General features: G+C 70.7%; 15 protein-coding genes, 1 tRNA gene and 1 pseudogene. 11 read left to right on the top strand and 6 right to left on the bottom strand.

Annotated elements, in window-relative coordinates; genetic code table 11:
* Positions 1–94 precede the first annotated feature (94 nt).
* Entirely contained in the window at positions 95–1,309 is a 1,215-nt protein-coding gene (locus tag ACWV17_RS21450; protein WP_455361015.1) for a hypothetical protein, read from the bottom strand.
* Between the two features lie 128 nt (positions 1,310–1,437).
* Between ACWV17_RS21450 and ACWV17_RS21445 the strand changes: the two genes are divergently transcribed.
* Positions 1,438–1,758 carry a DMT family transporter gene (locus ACWV17_RS21445; protein WP_455361014.1) on the top strand — a complete coding sequence of 107 codons (321 nt, stop codon included), beginning with the start codon at positions 1,438–1,440 and terminating at the stop codon, positions 1,756–1,758.
* Entirely contained in the window at positions 1,758–2,294 is a 537-nt protein-coding gene (locus ACWV17_RS21440; RefSeq protein ID WP_455361013.1) for a TetR/AcrR family transcriptional regulator, read from the top strand. The genes ACWV17_RS21445 and ACWV17_RS21440 overlap by 1 nt, the downstream gene beginning before the upstream one ends.
* Here the strand turns inward: ACWV17_RS21440 and ACWV17_RS21435 are convergent.
* Positions 2,284–3,171, bottom strand: a complete 888-nt coding sequence (locus ACWV17_RS21435) for a winged helix-turn-helix transcriptional regulator (protein ID WP_455361012.1) — start codon at positions 3,169–3,171, stop codon at positions 2,284–2,286. The two genes, ACWV17_RS21440 and ACWV17_RS21435, sit on opposite strands and share 11 nt — an antisense overlap.
* A 100-nt stretch (positions 3,172–3,271) precedes the next feature.
* Here ACWV17_RS21435 and ACWV17_RS21430 point away from each other — a divergent pair, with 100 nt between their 5' ends.
* A complete protein-coding gene (locus tag ACWV17_RS21430; RefSeq protein WP_455361011.1) occupies positions 3,272–4,516 on the top strand; it encodes an MFS transporter in 1,245 nt (414 codons plus the stop codon).
* 9 nt (positions 4,517–4,525) lie between these two features.
* Positions 4,526–5,515 (top strand): 2,3,4,5-tetrahydropyridine-2,6-dicarboxylate N-succinyltransferase, encoded by a 990-nt coding sequence (gene dapD, locus ACWV17_RS21425; protein ID WP_455355871.1) that lies wholly within the window; start codon positions 4,526–4,528, stop codon positions 5,513–5,515.
* 12 nt (positions 5,516–5,527) lie between these two features.
* Here the strand turns inward: dapD and dapA are convergent, their stop codons facing one another.
* Positions 5,528–6,430, bottom strand: coding sequence for a 4-hydroxy-tetrahydrodipicolinate synthase (gene dapA, locus ACWV17_RS21420; RefSeq protein WP_455361010.1), 903 nt, complete (start codon positions 6,428–6,430; stop codon positions 5,528–5,530).
* Between the two features lie 197 nt (positions 6,431–6,627).
* On the opposite strand from dapA, the gene ACWV17_RS21415 reads away from it, so the two are divergent.
* A complete protein-coding gene (locus ACWV17_RS21415) occupies positions 6,628–7,338 on the top strand; it encodes an antibiotic biosynthesis monooxygenase (protein ID WP_455361009.1) in 711 nt (236 codons plus the stop codon).
* Between the two features lie 61 nt (positions 7,339–7,399).
* Here the strand turns inward: ACWV17_RS21415 and ACWV17_RS21410 are convergent, their stop codons facing one another.
* Positions 7,400–9,232, bottom strand: a complete 1,833-nt coding sequence (locus ACWV17_RS21410; RefSeq protein ID WP_455361008.1) for an endonuclease/exonuclease/phosphatase family protein — start codon at positions 9,230–9,232, stop codon at positions 7,400–7,402.
* Between the two features lie 244 nt (positions 9,233–9,476).
* On the opposite strand from ACWV17_RS21410, the gene ACWV17_RS21405 reads away from it, so the two are divergent.
* Positions 9,477–10,976 (top strand): hypothetical protein, encoded by a 1,500-nt coding sequence (locus ACWV17_RS21405; RefSeq protein WP_455361007.1) that lies wholly within the window; start codon positions 9,477–9,479, stop codon positions 10,974–10,976.
* A 545-nt stretch (positions 10,977–11,521) separates the two neighbouring features.
* Here the strand turns inward: ACWV17_RS21405 and ACWV17_RS21400 are convergent.
* Positions 11,522–11,875, bottom strand: coding sequence for a VOC family protein (locus ACWV17_RS21400; protein ID WP_405882685.1), 354 nt, complete (start codon positions 11,873–11,875; stop codon positions 11,522–11,524).
* 1,145 nt (positions 11,876–13,020) lie between these two features.
* On the opposite strand from ACWV17_RS21400, the gene ACWV17_RS21395 reads away from it, so the two are divergent.
* On the top strand, positions 13,021–13,959 hold the full coding sequence (locus tag ACWV17_RS21395; RefSeq protein WP_455361006.1) for a MerR family transcriptional regulator: 939 nt from the start codon (positions 13,021–13,023) through the stop codon (positions 13,957–13,959).
* A gap of 74 nt (positions 13,960–14,033) precedes the next feature.
* Entirely contained in the window at positions 14,034–14,600 is a 567-nt protein-coding gene (locus ACWV17_RS21390; protein WP_455361005.1) for a GNAT family N-acetyltransferase, read from the top strand.
* 35 nt (positions 14,601–14,635) lie between these two features.
* Here ACWV17_RS21390 and ACWV17_RS21385 read toward each other — a convergent pair.
* Positions 14,636–14,791: pseudogene (locus ACWV17_RS21385) on the bottom strand (IS256 family transposase); the annotation flags it as partial.
* 483 nt (positions 14,792–15,274) lie between these two features.
* On the opposite strand from ACWV17_RS21385, the gene ACWV17_RS21380 reads away from it, so the two are divergent.
* The 3 genes from ACWV17_RS21380 (at position 15,275) to ACWV17_RS21370 (ending at position 17,732) form a co-directional block, all read left to right on the top strand.
* Positions 15,275–15,760 (top strand): DUF6790 family protein, encoded by a 486-nt coding sequence (locus ACWV17_RS21380; RefSeq protein ID WP_455355865.1) that lies wholly within the window; start codon positions 15,275–15,277, stop codon positions 15,758–15,760.
* A gap of 89 nt (positions 15,761–15,849) precedes the next feature.
* Positions 15,850–15,919, top strand: a tRNA-Met gene (locus tag ACWV17_RS21375).
* A 232-nt stretch (positions 15,920–16,151) separates the two neighbouring features.
* Complete coding sequence (locus tag ACWV17_RS21370) at positions 16,152–17,732, top strand: TROVE domain-containing protein (RefSeq protein ID WP_455361004.1); 1,581 nt, start codon at positions 16,152–16,154, stop codon at positions 17,730–17,732.
* Positions 17,733–17,775: the final 43 nt, after the last annotated feature.

Here is a 17,775-nt window from a genome sequence, read left to right as displayed (position 1 = left end):
CCCCCCCCCCCCCCCCCCCCCCCCCCCCCCCCCCCCCCCCCCCCCCCCCCCCCCCCCCCCCCCCCCCCCTCTGCCGTCTGCCCGGCTGCCGGCGTCAGTGCTGCTGGGGCCCGAACGGCGTGCCCGTGGCGTCGGCGAGCGTGAGGTCCAGGCTCTCCTTGCGGATGCGCTGGTCCACGTAGAGCAGGCCCACCCCCAGCTGCGGGAGGATCGTCTGGACGATCTGGCTGATCCCGGCGCCGACCATGGTCAGCGCGAGGTAGATGCTGAGGGAGCCGTACATCGCCGAGAAGTCGCTGGCGGCGGGGTCCTCGCCGAAGGTCATCAGGTCGGGGAGCAGCGCGAACGTTCCGATGAGCGAGAAGGGCATCTGGATGACATAGCCGAGCGCTCCGGCCATGAGCACGATCACCAGCCAGATGCCGAAGATCCGCCACCAGGTGCCCCGGACCAGCTCGGCGGAGCGGCGCAGCGCCGCGACCGGGCCCTGCCACTCGATGACGGCCGCGGTCGGCGCGAGACTGAACCGCACCCACAGCCAGGTCATCACCGGCAGTGCCGCCAGGATGAGCAGCGCCCAGATGCCGAACAGGCCGCCCGTGTCCGCACCCTCGCCCGCCGACGCCGCCATCACCCCGATCATGACGGCCGAAGCCACCAGCATCGGGGCGCCGGCGATCAGCGAGATGAGAAGTACGGTGCCGAGCACCGCGGGCATCCTCGCCCAGCCGCGGCGCCAGATCGCGCCGAAGGCCGCGGCGCGGCCGAGCACCGCGTCCTGGACGACGGCGGACGTCGCGGAGTAGACCACGGCGGTGCTGAACACCATCAGTACCAGGGAGAACGCCGCCACCGAGAGGAGGGCGGTGACCAGGGCCAGGCCGTCCTCGTCCGGCAGCGGACCGTCGTACTCGAGGTGGTCGAACCATGCCTGGAGGCTGTCCTCGACCGCGACATACGCGATCAGCAGCGCGCCGAGTACCGCGACGATCGCCGCCCCGTACGCGATGGCCGCGACGCCGAACAGCGGCTTCCAGTACCGGCCCATGGCCGAGAAGGCCCCGCCGATCACATCGCCGAGGGTGAGCGGCCGCAGGGGGACCACCCCGGGCTTGGGCGGGGGCGGCGGCATCCAGCCGCCACCCGGCGGGCCCCAGCCCGGCTGCCCCCAGCCCGGCTGTCCCTGCCCCGCGTACGGCGCGCCGTCGGCCGGCGGTCCCCACGCGGGTCCGCCCGGTTGTCCGCCGGGCTGCCCGGCCGGCTGTCCGGGCGTCGGCCCGGGCGGGCCCCACCCCATGTTGTCCGACATCAATGCGCTCCGTGGTTTCTCGTCCCCCGTTTGACCGGGACACGTTAACCGGTGCCGCGGATCTTCGGGGTGCCGGGGCGGGATGTGGTTGCGTACGAGCGTACGCAACGTTGTGTACACTCGTACGCATGCCTTATGTGCTGCTGGCCGCGGCGATCGCGGCGGAGGTGGCCGGGACCACGGCCATGAAGTTCAGTGACGGATTCAGCAAGCTGTGGCCGTCCCTGGGGACGGTCGCCGGATATCTCCTCGCCTTCACCCTGCTCGCGCAGACCCTGAAGACGATGCAGGTCGGCACGGCCTATGCCATCTGGGCGGGCGTCGGCACCGCCGCCGTCGCCGCCATCGGGGTGATCTTCCTGGGTGAGACGGCGAGTGCGGCCAAGCTGGCCGGTATCGCGTTGGTCATCGGCGGAGTCGTCCTGCTCAATCTGGGCGGCGCGCACTGATGGCCCGCCGGTACGATCCCGAGCGCCGCCAGCGCATCATCGACGCGGCGATCCGGGTGGTCGGCCGCAACGGCATCGGCGGGCTCAGCCACCGGTCCGCCGCGGCGGAGGCGGATGTGCCGCTGGGCTCGACGACGTACCACTTCAGGACGCTCGACGAGCTGATGGTGGCCGCGCTGCGACAGGCCAATGAGGGCTTCGCCAAAGCCGTGAGCGCGAGCGGGGCGTTCGAGGATCCGGACGCGGATCTCGCCGCGGAGCTCGCGCGGCTGCTGGGGGAGTGGCTCTCCGGGGACCGGACGGGAATCGAGCTGGAGTACGAGCTGTACCTGGCCGCCCTGCGCAGACCCGCGCTGCGCCCGGTCGCCGCCGAGTGGTGCGAGGGCGTGGCCGAGGCGCTGGCGGTCCGCACGGATCCGGTCACGGCGCGGGCGCTGGTCGCGCTGATGGACGGGATCTGCCTCCAGGTCCTGCTGACGGACGTGGCGTACGACGAGAACTACGCGCGCGAGATGCTCGCCCGGATCACCGGCTGACGGCGCCGGAGCGCGCGACCGCGGTCAGTGCGGCGCGCACGCTCGCCTCGATGTCCGTCACCGGGTAGAGCACCTCCCGTACCACCCGCTCCCGGTCGATCACCAGCGTCAGCCGCTTGAGCCGGCTCACCCCCGCCGCGCGGAACGTCGGCAGCCGCAGTGCGGCCGTCAGGGCGAGTTCCGCGTCGGAGAGCAGTGGGAAGCGCAGCCGTTCCTTGTCGGCGAACGCCTGCTGTTCGTCGGGGCGTTGGGTGGACACGCCGTGCACGGTCGCGCCCGCCGCGGTGAACTCCGCCAACTGGTCGCGGTACGTGCAGGATTCGAGGGTGCAGCCGGGCGCGCCCGGGATCCCCGCCCAGCCCGGGGGGTAGGACTCGCCCCGGGCGTACGCGCCGGGAAAGCAGTACAGGACCGTGTACGGCGTCGCGGCGACCGGGTCGCGCAGCTCGCCGTCGTGGCCCAGCAGCCGGAGCTCCGGCACCCGGGTGCCGGCCAGCGCGTGGACGCGTTCGGCCTCCCGGGAGGCCTCGCCGGTGGTCGCCGTCATCTCTCCTTCTCCGAGCACCCAGGTGTCTCCCCAGTCCTGGAGTGCGACCAGAACGGGCACCAGCGCGCGACCGCGCGGGGTGAGCCGGTACTCGTACCGCACCGGGCGGTCCTGGTACGGCTCGCGCGTCAGCACGCCCGCGTCGACCAGCAGCCGCAGCCGTTCGGCCAGCACCTTGCGGGACATCCCCAACTCGCGCTGGAGCGCGTCGAAGCGGTGCACGCCGCGCGCCGCGTCGCGCACGATCAGCAGGGTCCACCAGTCGCCGACGACGTCGAGCGCCTGCGCGATCGCGCAGTTCGCGTCGCCGAGGCTCGTCCGCTGGGCCATGACCCCTCCGATCTCCGGTCCGGCCGGTGGGCCGTTGACCCGAGGCTGCCATGCTGACATAGTCCGTTCCCAAAAGGAACGCACTCACGGGCGGGGGCGCATGCAAGGGTTCAAGGACGTGCCGCGGGCGGTCTGGCTGCTGGCCGGCGGATGCTTCGTCAACGCCGTCGTCAGCTTCACCTTCGTCTTCGTCTTCGTGTACCTGACCGGACCGCGCGGGCTCCCGCTCGCCCAGGCCGGCGTGCTCACCGGCATCGGCGGCATCGGCCTGGTCGCCGGCAACTTCACCGGCGGCTGGTACGGCGACCGCTTCGGCCACCGCCGGGTCCTGCTGATGGCCTCCACCGTCGCGGGCGCCCTGCTCATCGTGGTGCCGACGCTGCCCACGCCGGTGCTGTACGTCGCTCTCCCGCTGGCCGAGTACGCCGCGGGAGTGATCAGGGCCGCCAACTCCGCCCTCGTCGCGGTCACGGTCCCCGAGGGCGCCCGCCGCCAGGCCTTCGCCGTGGTCCGCTGCGCCTCCAACGGCGGCTTCACCGTCGGTCCGCCGCTCGGCGCACTGGTGGCCACCCACCTCTCGTACGACTGGCTCTTCCTTGCCGACGGGCTGGGCACGCTCTTTTTCGCGCTCTGGACGGCCCGGGTGGTCCCGGCGCGCGGCGCCGTCCGCAAGCGGCTCCCGGGCGACGGGCCCGCCCCCGGCGTCTGGCGCGAACTGCGCGCCCGGCCCGCCGTGCTGATCCTGCTGGCCTCGGTCTTCGTCATCGACCTGGTCTACCGGCAGCAGTACTCCACCTTCCCGGTCTTTCTCGCCGACCACGGCATGGACACCCGGGCGTACGGCCTGCTGCTGGCCATCAACGGTGGCGTGATCCTCTGCCTGGAACTCCCCGCAGCCCTCGCCCTGCGCAGGCGCTCACCCCAGCACATCATCGGCACCGGCCTGCTGCTGGTCGGCGCCGGCTACGGCGCGCTGCTGCTCGGCGCCGGCGTCGGGACGGCCGTGGCGATGATGGTGCTGCTCACCTTCGGCGAGATCCTCTACAAGACCACCGCCACCGCGTACGTCGCCGACGAGGCCCCCGAGCACGCCCTGGGCCGCTTCCAGAGCCTGTACGCGGGCGTCTCCGTCAGCGGCATGATCCTCGGCCCGCCCCTCGGCGGCGCCCTCTACGCGGCCGCGCCGGACCTGCTGTGGCCCCTGTGCGCGGCCCTGGCCGCGGCAGCAGGAGCGGCCGTACTGGCAAGCGGACGGCTCCGGGCCGGCGGCGGCCACGACCGGCCGAGGGCGACGCCTCGCTCGGCAGTTGAGACCGGTTCGCCTGGGCGGGGCGTCGGCGGTTAGGTTTCGGTCATGACCGACACGACTGCTACTCGTACCACCGGCGCCGTCGCCGCCGGACTCGCCACCCTCGCCGACGACGGCACCGTTCTCGACACCTGGTTCCCCGCGCCCGAGCTCGTGGCCGAGCCCGGCCCCTCCGGCACCGAGCGGCTCACCGCCGAGCGGGCCGTCGAGCTGCTCGGGGAGGCCGCGCGCAAGGCCGTCGGCCCCGACCCCCGCCGTGGCGTGCAGGTCGTCGCCGTCCGTACGGTCATCGCCTCGCTCGACGCCAAGCCGCTGGACGCCCACGACGCGTACCTGCGCCTGCACCTGCTGAGCCACCGCCTGGTCAAGCCGCACGGCCAGAACCTGGACGGCGTCTTCGGACTGCTCGCGAACGTGGCGTGGACCAGCCTCGGCCCGGTCGCCGTGGACCAGGTCGAGACGGTGCGCCTGAACGCGCGCGCAGAGGGCCTGCACCTCCAGGTCACCTCGATCGACAAGTTCCCGCGGATGACGGACTACGTGGCGCCCAAGGGCGTCCGTGTCGCCGACGCCGACCGCGTCCGCCTCGGCGCGCATCTCGCCGAGGGCACCACGGTCATGCACGAGGGCTTCGTCAACTTCAACGCCGGCACCCTCGGCACGTCGATGGTCGAGGGCCGGATCTCCGCCGGTGTCGTCATCGGCGACGGCTCCGACATCGGCGGCGGCGCCTCCACCATGGGCACGCTCTCCGGCGGCGGCAAGCAGATCATCTCGATCGGCGAGCGCTGCCTCGTCGGCGCCGAGGCGGGCGTCGGCATCGCGCTCGGCGACGAGTGCATCGTCGAGGCGGGCCTGTACGTGACCGCGGGCACCCGCGTCACGATGCCCGACGGCCAGATCGTCAAGGCGCTGGAGCTGTCCGGCGCGAGCAACATCCTCTTCCGCCGCAACTCGGTCACCGGCGCCGTCGAGGCCCGCCCGAACAACGCGGTCTGGGGCGGCCTCAACGAGATCCTGCACAGCCACAACTAAGGCCTTGTCTCTCTAGGCAAGCGCCGCGTACGCCTCCAGCAGCCCGTCGGTCGTCTCACGGCCGGCGGGCCGCAGCGGTTCGCGGACCGGACCGGCGGGCAGGCCGAGCGCACCGAGGAGCGCCTTCGCGGTCACCGTGCCGGGCAGCCCGGCGGCCATCATCAGCTCGGTCAGCGGAAGCGTGAGCTGGTTGAGCCGGGCCGCCTCGGCGGTCCGGCCCGCGTCGTACGCGTCCAGCACCGCCCGCAGCCGCCGCGCCGCCACATTGGCCACGGTGGAGACGAAACCCGCCCCGCCCACCGCGTACAGCGGGAGGTTCAGCTCCTCGCAGCCCGAGTAGTACGCCAGTCCGGTGCGGGAGATGACCTTCGTACTGCCCAGCAGGTCGTACGCGCAGTCCTTGACCGCGGTGATCCGCGGGTGCCCGGCCAGCCGCAGCATCGTGTCCGGCTCGATCCGGGTGCCGGTGCGGCCGGGGATGTCGTACAGCATCAGCGGGACGCCGACGGAGTCCGCGACGCGGCGGAAGTGCGCCTCGACGGCGTCCTGCGGCGGCCGGCTGTAGTACGGCGTGACCACCAGCAGCCCGTCGGCGCCCGCCTGTTCCGCGGCCCGCGCCAGTTCGACGGTGTGACCGGTGTCCGCGCTGCCCACGCCGGCCAGGACGCACGCGCGGCCGCCGACCGCCTCCGTCACGGCGCGGATCAGGTCCGTCTTCTCACGGTCGGTGGTCGTGGGGGACTCACCGGTGGTGCCGCTCAGCACCAGACCGTCGCAGCCGCCGTCGACCAGATGGGCGGCCAGCTGCTGCGCACCGTCGTGGTCGAGGGCGCCGTCGTCGGTGAAGGGAGTGACCATCGCGCACAGCGCGCGGCCGAAGGGGTGCGGGTGTGCGTGCGGTGAGGGTGAGGGCATGCCCCGCAGTCTGTCCCCGCCGAGCATACAGATCCACTTAAATCTTCTTCAGGAAACGCCGAAGCCACGCTACGAGATGGCTGGGCGGGGCAGGGGCTCCCGGTCACCCGGATGGGCCTTGACCTCAAGATTGGTTGATGTTTCAGGATGGATCTCGGCACACACCCCTGACACCGCCACGACCGAGGAGATCCGCCATGACCGCACAGGTGGCCTTCAACGCCCTGCCCGACCTCGGCCGTCCGGGTGTCGGGACCGTCATGTCCAGCATTTGGAGCGTCGGGACTCCCGAGCGGCAGCGGGCCGCCGTCGATGCCATCGCCAAGGCCTGGGAGAGCCGGCCGTGGCCGAGTGCGGATCTGCTCTCGTACAGCGTCTACACCGGCAACGACGGAGACACGCTGCTGCACTACTCGCAGTGGACGAGTCCGGCGGCGTTCGCCGAGTTCACCCGGCTGCACCGGGACGAACGCGTCCAGGAGATCGACGCCGCGGTGCCCGGGATCGAGCGGGTGCGACTGGGGGAGTACGAGCTGTACCGCAGCACCGCCGCGCGCCCCGGCGACACCCGCGTACCCGAGACCGTCGTGATCGTCGATGTCGAGTTCGACGGGCCCGATCCGGGGCGGCAACGCGCCTGGATCGACGCCGTCTTCGAGGCGCTGGGGACCGATCCGCACCCGCATCCGGGCGGGATCTCCGGGCACTTCCATGTGAGTACGGACGGCACCCGGGTGCTCAACTACGCGGAATGGGAGAGCGAGCAGGCGCACATCGAGGCCCTCGCCGCCCCCGGCGACGGCATCGGGGCCGCCACCCCACAGTGGCAGCGGGTGCAGAACTACCCGGGCGTGACCGGGGGCGGGGTGACCAGGTACACGCCCGCGCTGCGGCTCACCCCTGCGTGAGGGAAGAGCCGGGGCCCGGCCGGGACGGCGGCCGGACCCCGGGGTCGTTAACCCGCCCGCGCTACGGGCGGAAACGCACGATCTGCGGGTCGTGGTCGCTGTTCTGGTCCGCGAACTCGGCGTTGACGTGCACGCTGTCGTAGCTGAAGTCGTCGATCGACGGGCTCGTCAGGATCTGGTCCAGCACCTGGGCGTTGCCCTGGAAGACGTACGAGTAACGCTCCGAGCGCGGCAGCGACTTGATCGCCGGGCAGAGCACGCCGCCGTCCGTCAGCGCCTTCGTGGTCGCCGAGAACTCGAAGTCGTTGATGTCACCGACCACCAGGACGTCCGCGTTGCGCTGGGCCTTCAGGATCTCCTTGACGAAGCCGTTGACGGCCTGCGCCTGGAGCAGGCGCTTGGCCTCCGAGGAGCGTACCGGCGGCTGGTGGTGCGAGGTCAGGGCCTCGTCGCCGCCCTTCGAGCCGAAGTGGTTGGCGATCACGAAGACGGTGCGACCGCGGAAGGTGAACTCGCCCGCCAGCGGCTTGCGGCTGTTCTCCCACGCCGCGTCCGCCGGGTCGATCCGGCCGGGGGAGAGCGTCAGGGCCGCGTGCCGGCCCTCCCGCACGACACCCGTCGCCGTCGTCGCGGTGCCGCCCGCGCGGTCGGTGAACGAGACCCGCTCGGGGTTGAACAGGAAGACCTGGCGGATGTTGCCGCCCGGCTCGCCGCCGTCCTTGTTGTTCTCCGGGTCGACGGTGCGCCACTCGTACGCGGGGCCGCCGGCCGCGACGATTGCGTCCGTGAACTTCTTCAGCGTCTGATCGGCGGCGACCGTGCCGTCGTTCTTCGCGCCGTTGTTGTCCTGGATCTCCTCCAGCGCGACGATGTCCGGCGAGGCGAGGTTCTCGACCACCGCGCCCGCGAGCGCGTCGAACTTCTCCTGCGGGTCGCCCGGGTCGAGGTTCTCGACGTTGTACGTGGCCACGGCCAGCTCGCCGCGCCGCTGCGGGCGGGTGGACTCGCGCTCCAGCCCCTCGTCGGTGACCGTGCCGAGCGTGCGCGCGGTCAGCGTGTAGCCGCCGAACTGGTTGAAGTCCAGCGGGCCTTCGGTCTCCCCGGTCAGGACGTCCCCGACGTTCGCCTTGGGGAAGGGCTGCTGCGCGACCGGCGCGAGCTGCTGGATCTTCAGCCGGCCCGTGTTCTGGGAGGTGTACGAGCCGTAGACCGTGGCGCCGCGCCGGCTGGCGTGCTCGCGCGGCTTGACGGTCACCCACAGCTCGGCGAACGAGGTGGACGCACCGACGACACGCGAGGTGCCGATGCGGACGTTGCTGCCCTCCAGCGACTCGTAGTAGTCCAGGGCGTACGTACGGGGGCTGAGCGGCAGCGCGTTGATGCTGCCCTGGGCCGCCGGGTCGCCCTCCGGGGCGTACGCGGCGGGCACGGACTTCGCCGAGATGGTGACCGGCGCGGGCAGCGCGTTGCCCGAGGAGACCACGGTCACGGTGGGCTTGGAGATCTGGGTGACCGACTGGTTGCCGGAGTTGAGGCCGCCGGGGACGAACTCGCCGACCAGGCCGGAGACCTTGACCGCGTCGCCCACGGCGACGGCCGGCGCGGAGCCGGTGAAGACGAAGACGCCCTCGCTGGTGGCGGCGTTGTCGTCGGCCTGCGGGTCCTGGAACCAGAAGCCCCGGGAGCCGTAGGTACGCACACCGGTGACGATGCCCTGGACATCGGTGACCTGCTGCCCGGCCAGCGGGGATATCCGGGTGGTGCCCTGGATGTCGTGGATCCGTATCTCGGCGGCGGACGCGGAGGAGGAACCGGCGAGCAGACCGGTGGCCAGTGCGGTGGCCACGACGGCCGCGACGGCGGCAGATCTCGGAACGGCTGAACGGGCTGACATGTGTGGACTCCGGGTGGTCAGTGAGGGACGGAGTGAGAGGTCTACGCGCGTCAATCTCTTGTGTGTCCAGGGGAGTTGTCAAGGCTTCGCAGGCATACGGAATCTGACGGGTACATGAACCCGATGAGATGGGGCGAAATGCGTCTAGGCTGGGGCGCCGGCCGATCCGTACCTGCCAACCGGCCGTCCTTGCCCGTCACCCATCACCCGTCTCACCGTCTCACCGCCCGAGGAGAACCAGCAGATGTCCGCAGAGCACCCGATCCTGCCGCCGGTGCGGCTGCACTCCGACGCGGAACTCGCGCGCGACGCGCTCGCCACGCCGCTGCTGGCCCGTGCGGTGCGGCTCGCGCGCTGGGCGGGTCCCGGCACGCGGGTCGGAGCGGGTGGCGAACTCGTCGAGGAGCAACTGCAGGCCGCCGCCGAGGAGATCGGGCTCGGCGCGGACGAGGACGGCCGGGCGTACGCGAGCGAGGCGTGGCGCCTGGCGGTGGACACCGGGCTCGTGGAGGTCGGTGACGGCGGGGACGGTGCAGCCGGGGGCGGTCACGCCGAGAACGGTCACGGCGAGGGCGACGGCGTGGACGGCTTCGTCACGGCGGGCTCCGTCACGACGGGCGAGGACCTGGCTCTGGTCACCGCCGGCAGCCCGCAGGACATCCTCGACCTGTGGCTCACCGGACTGGACGCCGTACTCGCCGACGCGACCGTCCCCCCGCTCGACGACCTCGTCGACGCGATGGAGGACGGCGGTGAGGTCGACTTCAGCACACTCAACTGGGACCCGCAGGGAGAGGCCGACTTCCTGGACGGGGTGCTCGGCAACCTCTATCTGCTGACCGTCACCGAGGGCGGATCGGGGGAAGGGCCCGTACCGCTGCCCGTCCTCGCCGCGTCGATGATCATCCCCGACGACATGGGCGAGCCCACCGACGACGTCCTGGAGCAGGTCTCGGACGCGATGATGCGGCTCGACGACCAGTTCCGGCTGCTGGAACCGATCGGGCTCGTCGAGTACCGCCCCGTCGACGAGGAGTTGATGACCGAGGCGGACGAGGACTACGCCGAACCCGTCGACGAGGACGACGTCGCCCGGTACGGGATGGTCCGGCTGACCCCGCTCGGTCTGTTCGGCATCCGGGCACGCATGCTCGACGCGGGCTTCGAGGCGCCCGCCGTGGGCGACCTGGTGGACAAGGGCGCCGATGTTCTCCTCGACTCCGTCGCCCGGTTCCCGGAGACCTCCGCCCAGGCCGAGATCGAGCAGTGGCTCGCCCGCCGGGAAGTACCCGGATCGGCACGTGAGTTGCTGGCCGCCGCGCGTGGTACGGACCGGGGCGCGCCGCTGCGCCGGCTCCGCTGCCAGCAGGCACTCTCCCTGGCCGGACCGGCGGCCGAGCCCGCGCTGCGCGAGGTCCTCGACGACGCGGAGCTGGGCGGACTGGCCCGGGTCTGGCTGACCGAGCGGGGCGCGGCGGACGTACCGGCGCCGCCGGAGGCCATGGTCTTCTGGCTGACGATCGACACGATCGCGGCGCAGCTCGGCGCCGAGGGCGACTCGGCTGAGCTGCAGGGCCTGGTCGAAGGCCTGGTCGGGCAGCACAGCGGCTTCTTCGACGCGGCCTGGCGGGTGGACCACCCGGCGACGGCGGACGTCCTGGAGGCGATGGGCCGGCTGCACCCGGACAGGAAGGCGGCGAAGGAGGCCCGCAAGGCGGCCTTCAAGGCCCGCTCCAAGCGATAGGCGCGCGAACTACTGTTGGTTCGAGGACCCGGCGAAGGCGCTGTGTCGCAAGCTCGCCGGCGCGAAGGCCGCAGCAGGCCCGCTGAGCGGGCTCTGCGACAGCGCCCGCTGCCCGCAGGCCACCCACCACCTCATCCACCGGCCCGTCTGGAAGCCCGCGGCCGACAACGGCGCCGGTCCTGCTGGCCAGCGCCCGTGTCCCCGCGGGGGAGAAGAAGCGGCTACAGGCTGAGCACGAGCGCTTGATGCGCGCCCTCGAAGAGATCGACAAGGCAGCCGGAAAGGCCGGATGACATGGCACTCAGCCAGACGCCCTCGAGACCGGGATCTCCCGCGCGGCCCTCTACCGGACCCGGCCACCCAGCAAACTCGCCCGCACCAACACCGAGTTCACCCTGCTCAAGGAGCGGCATCGACTACTGCTGCCGGTGATCGCGGCCGAGGACGACGAGCTGGAACGTCTCCGCCGTGAGCGGAGTACGTTCGCCGGTACGCACGCCGCCCCGGCTCGCAACAACGGGCAGGGGGACAACGGTTAGGAGATCTTACTGACGCCGCTGGCCAAGGACACAGAACTCGTTACCTTCGGGGTCTGCCAATACAACCCACGATTGATCACCCTGGCCAATATCAACACGCTGTGCGCCATGAGCCACCAGACGAGCCACCTCGGCGTCCTGGTCATCAGGCCTGAAGTCGAGATGCAGTCGGCTCTTGGCCTTCTTGCTCTCGTCAAGCCGGACGAAGTCCAACCCCGGCAGGCGATCCGGCTCCGGGCGGATCTCGAACTCCTCATCAGAGGAGTGGACCACAACCCAACCAAGAGCCGTAGCCCACCACTGCCCCAAGGCCACCGGATCTACCGAGTGAACAACTACCTGTTCCCATTCCAAGGTCATCCGCCGAGCTTAGACCTGCCAAGGCTTCGAAAACAGGTGCGTGGGTCACGGCCGACACGACAAGGCCCGCCACCAGGCCGGACCAGGGCATCTGGAGCGGCAGAACGGCCCAGACCATCGTCAGCATCACGGCCATCACCAGGTGGTACTGGGCGACGTTCCCTTGGGTTTCAGGGGGCGTCGTGCACTGTCGCGTCACCCTGGGCGGTGAACCTGTGGCCGACAGTTCCTGAACCGGTGTCGTGGACGTCGCAGGTGTTGCTGAGATGCACCCGTTATGGAGAACAGGAAGGTGCAGTTGCGGCCGTTCGTGGTGCGGATGCCGTCGGGTGACCGGTGCTGGACGAAGACGAACTCGCGCCGATTGCCGAGGTGGATGAGTTCCTGCGGCATGTGCGGTTCGGCCGGGACCAGGCCGAGTCGACGACCGCGACGTACGCGGGCGCGATGAAGCTGTTCCTGACCTGGTGTGCCCGGTCGGGTCTCGACTGGCGGGAGTGTGCGGGTCGCCTCGGGTCGTTCATGTTCTGGCTGCGGCACGCCCGGCTGGACGGGGATCCGGTGGTCCCTGGCCCGGGGCAACAGCCGGTTCGAGGGCCCCGCCGGGTGAACACGGTCCTGGCCGGGGTGCGGGAGTTCTTCAAGCACCAGGTCGCTGTGGGCAACGCTCCGGTGGCGGTGCTGGGCATGCTCTACGAACGAGCCGGTTCACCACTTCCCTGCTCGGCAGTCCGGGCCGTCGGCGGGTCCGGGTGTCGGTCGACGACGCGCGGGGATGGGCTCGCGCCGTTGACATCGTCATCAGTGCCGAGACGGTGTGACGGAGCTGTTCTCCGTCGCTGAGCGTCGCCTCAGCACACCTCGCGCGTTCGGCCGCGTACTGATCGATTGCCTGAACAACCTGGGAGCCCACCGGTACCGACCGAGCCCGACGCGAGGGGTGTCCGGGCTGGCGAAGTGGAAGGGAACTGAGAGGTGGTCAGCCAGGGCACGACCAGCCCGCTCGGCCGCTACGGCTACGGGGTGGCGCGGGTGGCGATCCTCTTCCTCTGAGGAATTGTCAAGACTTGTGGATGAGGAGTGGTTGGCTGCTGGCAGGCGAAGGGACTTGAGTCTCCAGTAGGGGGAGACACAAAGGTGGGGGCATGGACGGCGACACGCTCTACTCGATCGGCGAGCTCGCTCGGCGGACCGGTCTCACGGTCAAGACCATTCGGTTCTACTCCGATCGCGGAATCGTGGCGCCGACGAACCGCAGCCCGGCCGGCTACCGCCTCTACAACATCGACGCCGTCGCACGCCTGGACCTTGTGCGGACCCTGCGCGAGCTGGGACTGGACCTTCCCACGATCCGCAAGGTCCTGGACCGCGAGCTCTCGCTTCCCGAGGTCGCCGCGGCGCATGCCGAAGCACTGGCAGTGCAGATCCGCGTCCTGGGCCTGCGGCGCGCGGTGCTGACGGCGGTGGCCGAGCGCGGGTCCACACCTGAGGAGACGGAATTCATGCACCGGCTGGCCCAGCTCTCCGAGGACGAACGCCGACGTCTGATCGGCGATTTCCTCGACGCCGTCTTCGGCGGTCTTGACGCCGCCCCCGCATTCGCGGGGGTCATGCGCTCGATGACCCCCGAGCTGCCCGACAACCCGGAGGCGGAGCAGGTCCAGGCGTGGGTGGAGTTGGCCGAAATGTCCCTGGACCCGGATTTCCGCGCCGTCGTGCGGCGGATGGCCGAGGACCAGGCAGCCGAGCAGGCCCGAAGCGACACGATGGGCCCGCGCCGCGACATTGCCGCAGCCGTCCGTGACCAGGCCGGCCCGGCCTTGACCGCCGGCCTCGACCCGGCCTCGCCCCAGGCCGATCCGATCGTCGCGGCGTTCACGGCGCACTACGCGCACCTCCTCGGCCGCCCCGACGACGTCGAGCTTCGCCGCCGGCTGGCGACTCGGCTGGAGAGCGTGAACGACCCTCGCAGGGAGCGATACCTCCAGCTGCTCGCAGTGGTCAACGGGTGGCCGGCCCCGGAGAGTCTGGCTCCAGTGTTCGACTGGTCCGTCCAGGCTCTACGCGTCCGGACACAGCAATGACGGGGCGGTCGCAAGGCGGCATGGGCAGGACACGGCTGGCGTCGGGTGAAAATGCCGCCGCACATGATCGGTTTATGAATGCCCCCGCCGTACTTCAGGTTGCCGCGACGCGGGCCTCTCCCGCTCTCGTTCTTCGCCCCTGGCGCATGGAGGACGTTGCCGCATTGGTCGAGGTGAGCCGGGATCCCGCATTGCGCCAGTGGGCGAGCTCTGTCGTGGACAACGATGCTGACGGGGCACGGTGGGTGCAGGCCCAGCAGCGGGGCTGGGCAGCGGGGGACCGGTTCGGCTTCGCCGTCCTTGAGGCACAACCCGGTTCAGTTCGCGAACAGTTGGTGGGCAACGTGGTCCTCAAGGAAGTCATCTCCGGCAAACCGGCGGCCGAGGTGGGCTACTGGACCGCGGCGCACGCGCGGGGGCGGGGAGTGGCCCCCCGCGCTCTGGAGGCACTCACCAGCTGGGCCTTCGACACCTTCGAAGCCGACGGGCTGGAGCGTCTCGAACTCCTGCACCAGGTAGACAACCTGGCATCGTGCCGGGTTGCGCAGAAGAGCCGGTACAACTTCGACAGCATCCTGCCCGCGGCGCCGCCCTCCTTCCCCCGCGATGGCCACCTGCACATACGGCGCACGAATGCCTGAGATCCTCCCGGCTTCTGCGGATCGGCTGAGGCTGCTCACGCCGCGAGGGTCTCGGGGCGTTCGACGAGGTGGCCGCGTTCGAAGCGGGCCCCGGCACGGACCAGAGCGACGAGGTGGGGTGCGTTCACAGCCCGCCAGCGGGCCTGGGCGGACTCGACCAGCTTGAAAACCATCGCCAGCCCGGCGGCCCGGCCGGCGGCACTGTCGCGCGGCGGTCCGACCGATCGCAGCGGTTCTCATCAGGGACGACACTCGCTGACCGATAGCTCGATCCGCCACTAACCAGATAGAAGCCACGTGTCGCAGGCACGCACCCCAGCCCCCCGCGGACTGACACCACCGGCGATCTCGGCCGCCGACGGCGCCGCCTTCCCCGCGGCCTGGCGATCGGTCTGCCCGATCACGTGGTCCGCGCGGTTGTGGCCGACAGAGAGCACGGCCCACACCGAGCCGAACCTCGCCAGGGCGGTCCTTGCTGCGATAACGCAGGAGTCCGCCACCTGATGGGCAGGCTGTTCGGGCTACCAACGTCACCTGTGGACCGGCTTCATTTGGCGAGTCTGCGGTAGCAGATGAGGCTTCAAGGCGCTTTGCTTTCGTACCGTCGGGGGAGGCTCGTGCTCCACGAACCAAGATCGCATTGACGACAGACCTAGGGAACAGGAACCCAATACGTGACGCAGAAGAACACGTCCTGGGCCAGATGGCTGCCCTCATGCGTGCACTTCGTCGGCCTCGCCTGCTTCCTCGTCGCCGAGGCGGTGCAACTGGCAGGTCACGGCTATTCACATCGATCCCTGCTTCTCAACTTCATTACCTACCTGATCGGGGTGAACGGCATCGTCACGGGAACAGGCCATCTTCTCCTGGCCAACACCGTGGCAGACTCGATCGGGTGGCCCGCCCGGACGCCGTGGCAGTGGGAAGTCGGCTGCGCCAACTTCTGCTTCGGGGTCCCGGGTGTCATGGCAGGCGGCCAGGAACGAGGATTCTGGCTTGCTGTCATCATCGCATCGAGCGTGTTCCTGCTCGGGGCGGCGGTCGGCCACGTCCGCGAGCTCATCGCATCGCGCAACATCTCGCCGGGAAACGCCGGTTTCATCCTGTACTCCGACATCGCGATTCCGGTGACTGCCATCGCGCTCTACCTCTCCTACTGACGGTGAGGGAAGAGGGCGCCGTCACGGGCGACGGCCTTGGCCGTAAAAACCCTTGGCGCACCGAACAGTTGCTCTCCTAGAGTGATCCACGTCCAGGTGCGAAGGCAGGACCTACTTCCACTCATAATGGGGCGGTCGCGGGTTCGAGTCCCGTCACCGGCTTCGGGCCGGTGTAGCTCAGTTGGTCAGAGCACCTTGTCGGTTCCGCCGAATTCGATCTCTGGACACCACAACGTCACGCACCTCCCGGTGCGCAGGCTGCGGCTACTTCCTCTAAAGAAATCACGCCGCCGCCACCTTTGATCTCGGGAGGCTCAGCACGGTGGTGCCCATCGCGGGGCACGCCTCTTTTCCGGCTGCGCCTCCCCCTGTCGAATTCGGGGGAATTCACATGGCGCGCTTCAATCTCCGTACGACCAAGGCCCAGGCCACCTCGCCCGTGAAGACGACCGGGCGCACCACCTCCACCCATCAGGGCGGCCGTGGATTCCTCCGGGACGCCCGATCCGGGCTTTTTCTGCTCGCCGTCGCCAATTTCGTCTCGCAGGACACCTTTTACGAGTCGGGCGGCGCCCGCGACGAGCGTTTCGCGGCGCTCGTGCGCACGCTCGCGGTAGAGGACCCGGAGTGGACCGCGGGGCTGCTCGGCTGGCTGCGCGGCGACGGGAACATGCGGACCGCGTCGATCGTCGGCGCCGCCGAGTACGTCAAGGCCCGCCTGGGCGCGTCCGCGGAATCGGGACCGACGAACCGTCAGGTCGTCGCGTCCGTGCTGCGGCGCGCCGATGAGCCCGGTGAGCTGCTCGCCTACTGGACCTCGCAGTACGGGCGCAACGTGCCCAAGCCGGTCAAGCGCGGTATCGCGGACGCCGTCCGGCGGCTTTACCACGGCAAGTCGCTGCTCAAGTACGACACCGCGTCCAAGGGCTACCGCTTCGGTGACATCCTCAACCTCGTCCATGCCTCGCCGGACCCGGCGAAGCCGTGGCAGGGCGAGCTGTTCCGCTACGCGCTCGACCGCCGGTACCACCCGGACACGGCCGAGCCGCCCGCTTCGGACCGGACGCTGACCGCCCACCGGGCGCTGATGGCGCTGCCGGTCGAGGAGCGGCGGGCGGTCGTCACCGCACCGGACGGCGCGCGGCGTCTCGCCGAGGCGGGCATGACGTGGGAGGCGCTGGCCGGCTGGCTGCAGGGCCCGATGGACGCCGCGGCGTGGGAGGCAGTGATTCCGTCCATGGGGGCGATGGCTCTGACCCGGAACCTGCGGAACTTCGACGAGGCGGGGGTCTCCGACGAGGTCGCCGCGCAGGTGGCCGCGAGGATCTCCGACCCGGCGGAGGTGGCGAAGTCGCGCCAGTTCCCCTTCCGCTACCTCGCCGCCTACCAGCACGCGCCGTCGCTGCGCTGGGCGTACCCGCTGGAGAAGGCGCTCGGCCACTCGCTGGCGAATGTGCCGGCGCTGCCGGGCCGGACGCTGATCCTGGTCGACCGTTCGGGCTCGATGTGGTCGCCGCTCTCGGACCGCTCGCAGCTCAACCGGGCCGACGCGGCAGCCGTCTTCGGTACGGCCGTGGCGATGCGGGCTGCCGACGCGGACCTGGTGGAGTTCGGCACCGGCAGCGCGCGCGTCAAGTACGGCAGGGGTGAGTCCGTGCTCAAGGTGCTGAAGCGCTTCGGGGAGCTGGGCGGCACGAACACAGCCGAGGCGGTGCGCAGGCACTACCGGCAGCACGACCGGGTGCTCATCGTCACGGACGAGCAGGCGGCCTACAGCCGCCACGGCCTGGCGACGGCCGACGTCCCCGAGCGGATTCCGGTCTACACCTGGAATCTGGCGGGCTACCGGGCGGGCCACGCTCCGTCCGGAACGCCTGGCCGGCACACCTTCGGAGGCCTTACGGACGCGGCCTTCCGCATCGTGCCGTTGCTGGAGGCGGGACGGCACGCCGACTGGCCCTGGAAGAGCTGATTCCGGGCCCGGCTGCCGACGGGGATGGCTTGGTGGGGCCGGG

This window comes from Streptomyces mabaensis (genome assembly GCF_053763515.1).
Note: the sequence above shows the minus strand (reverse complement) of the source record. Positions and strands in the feature narration are given on the sequence as shown.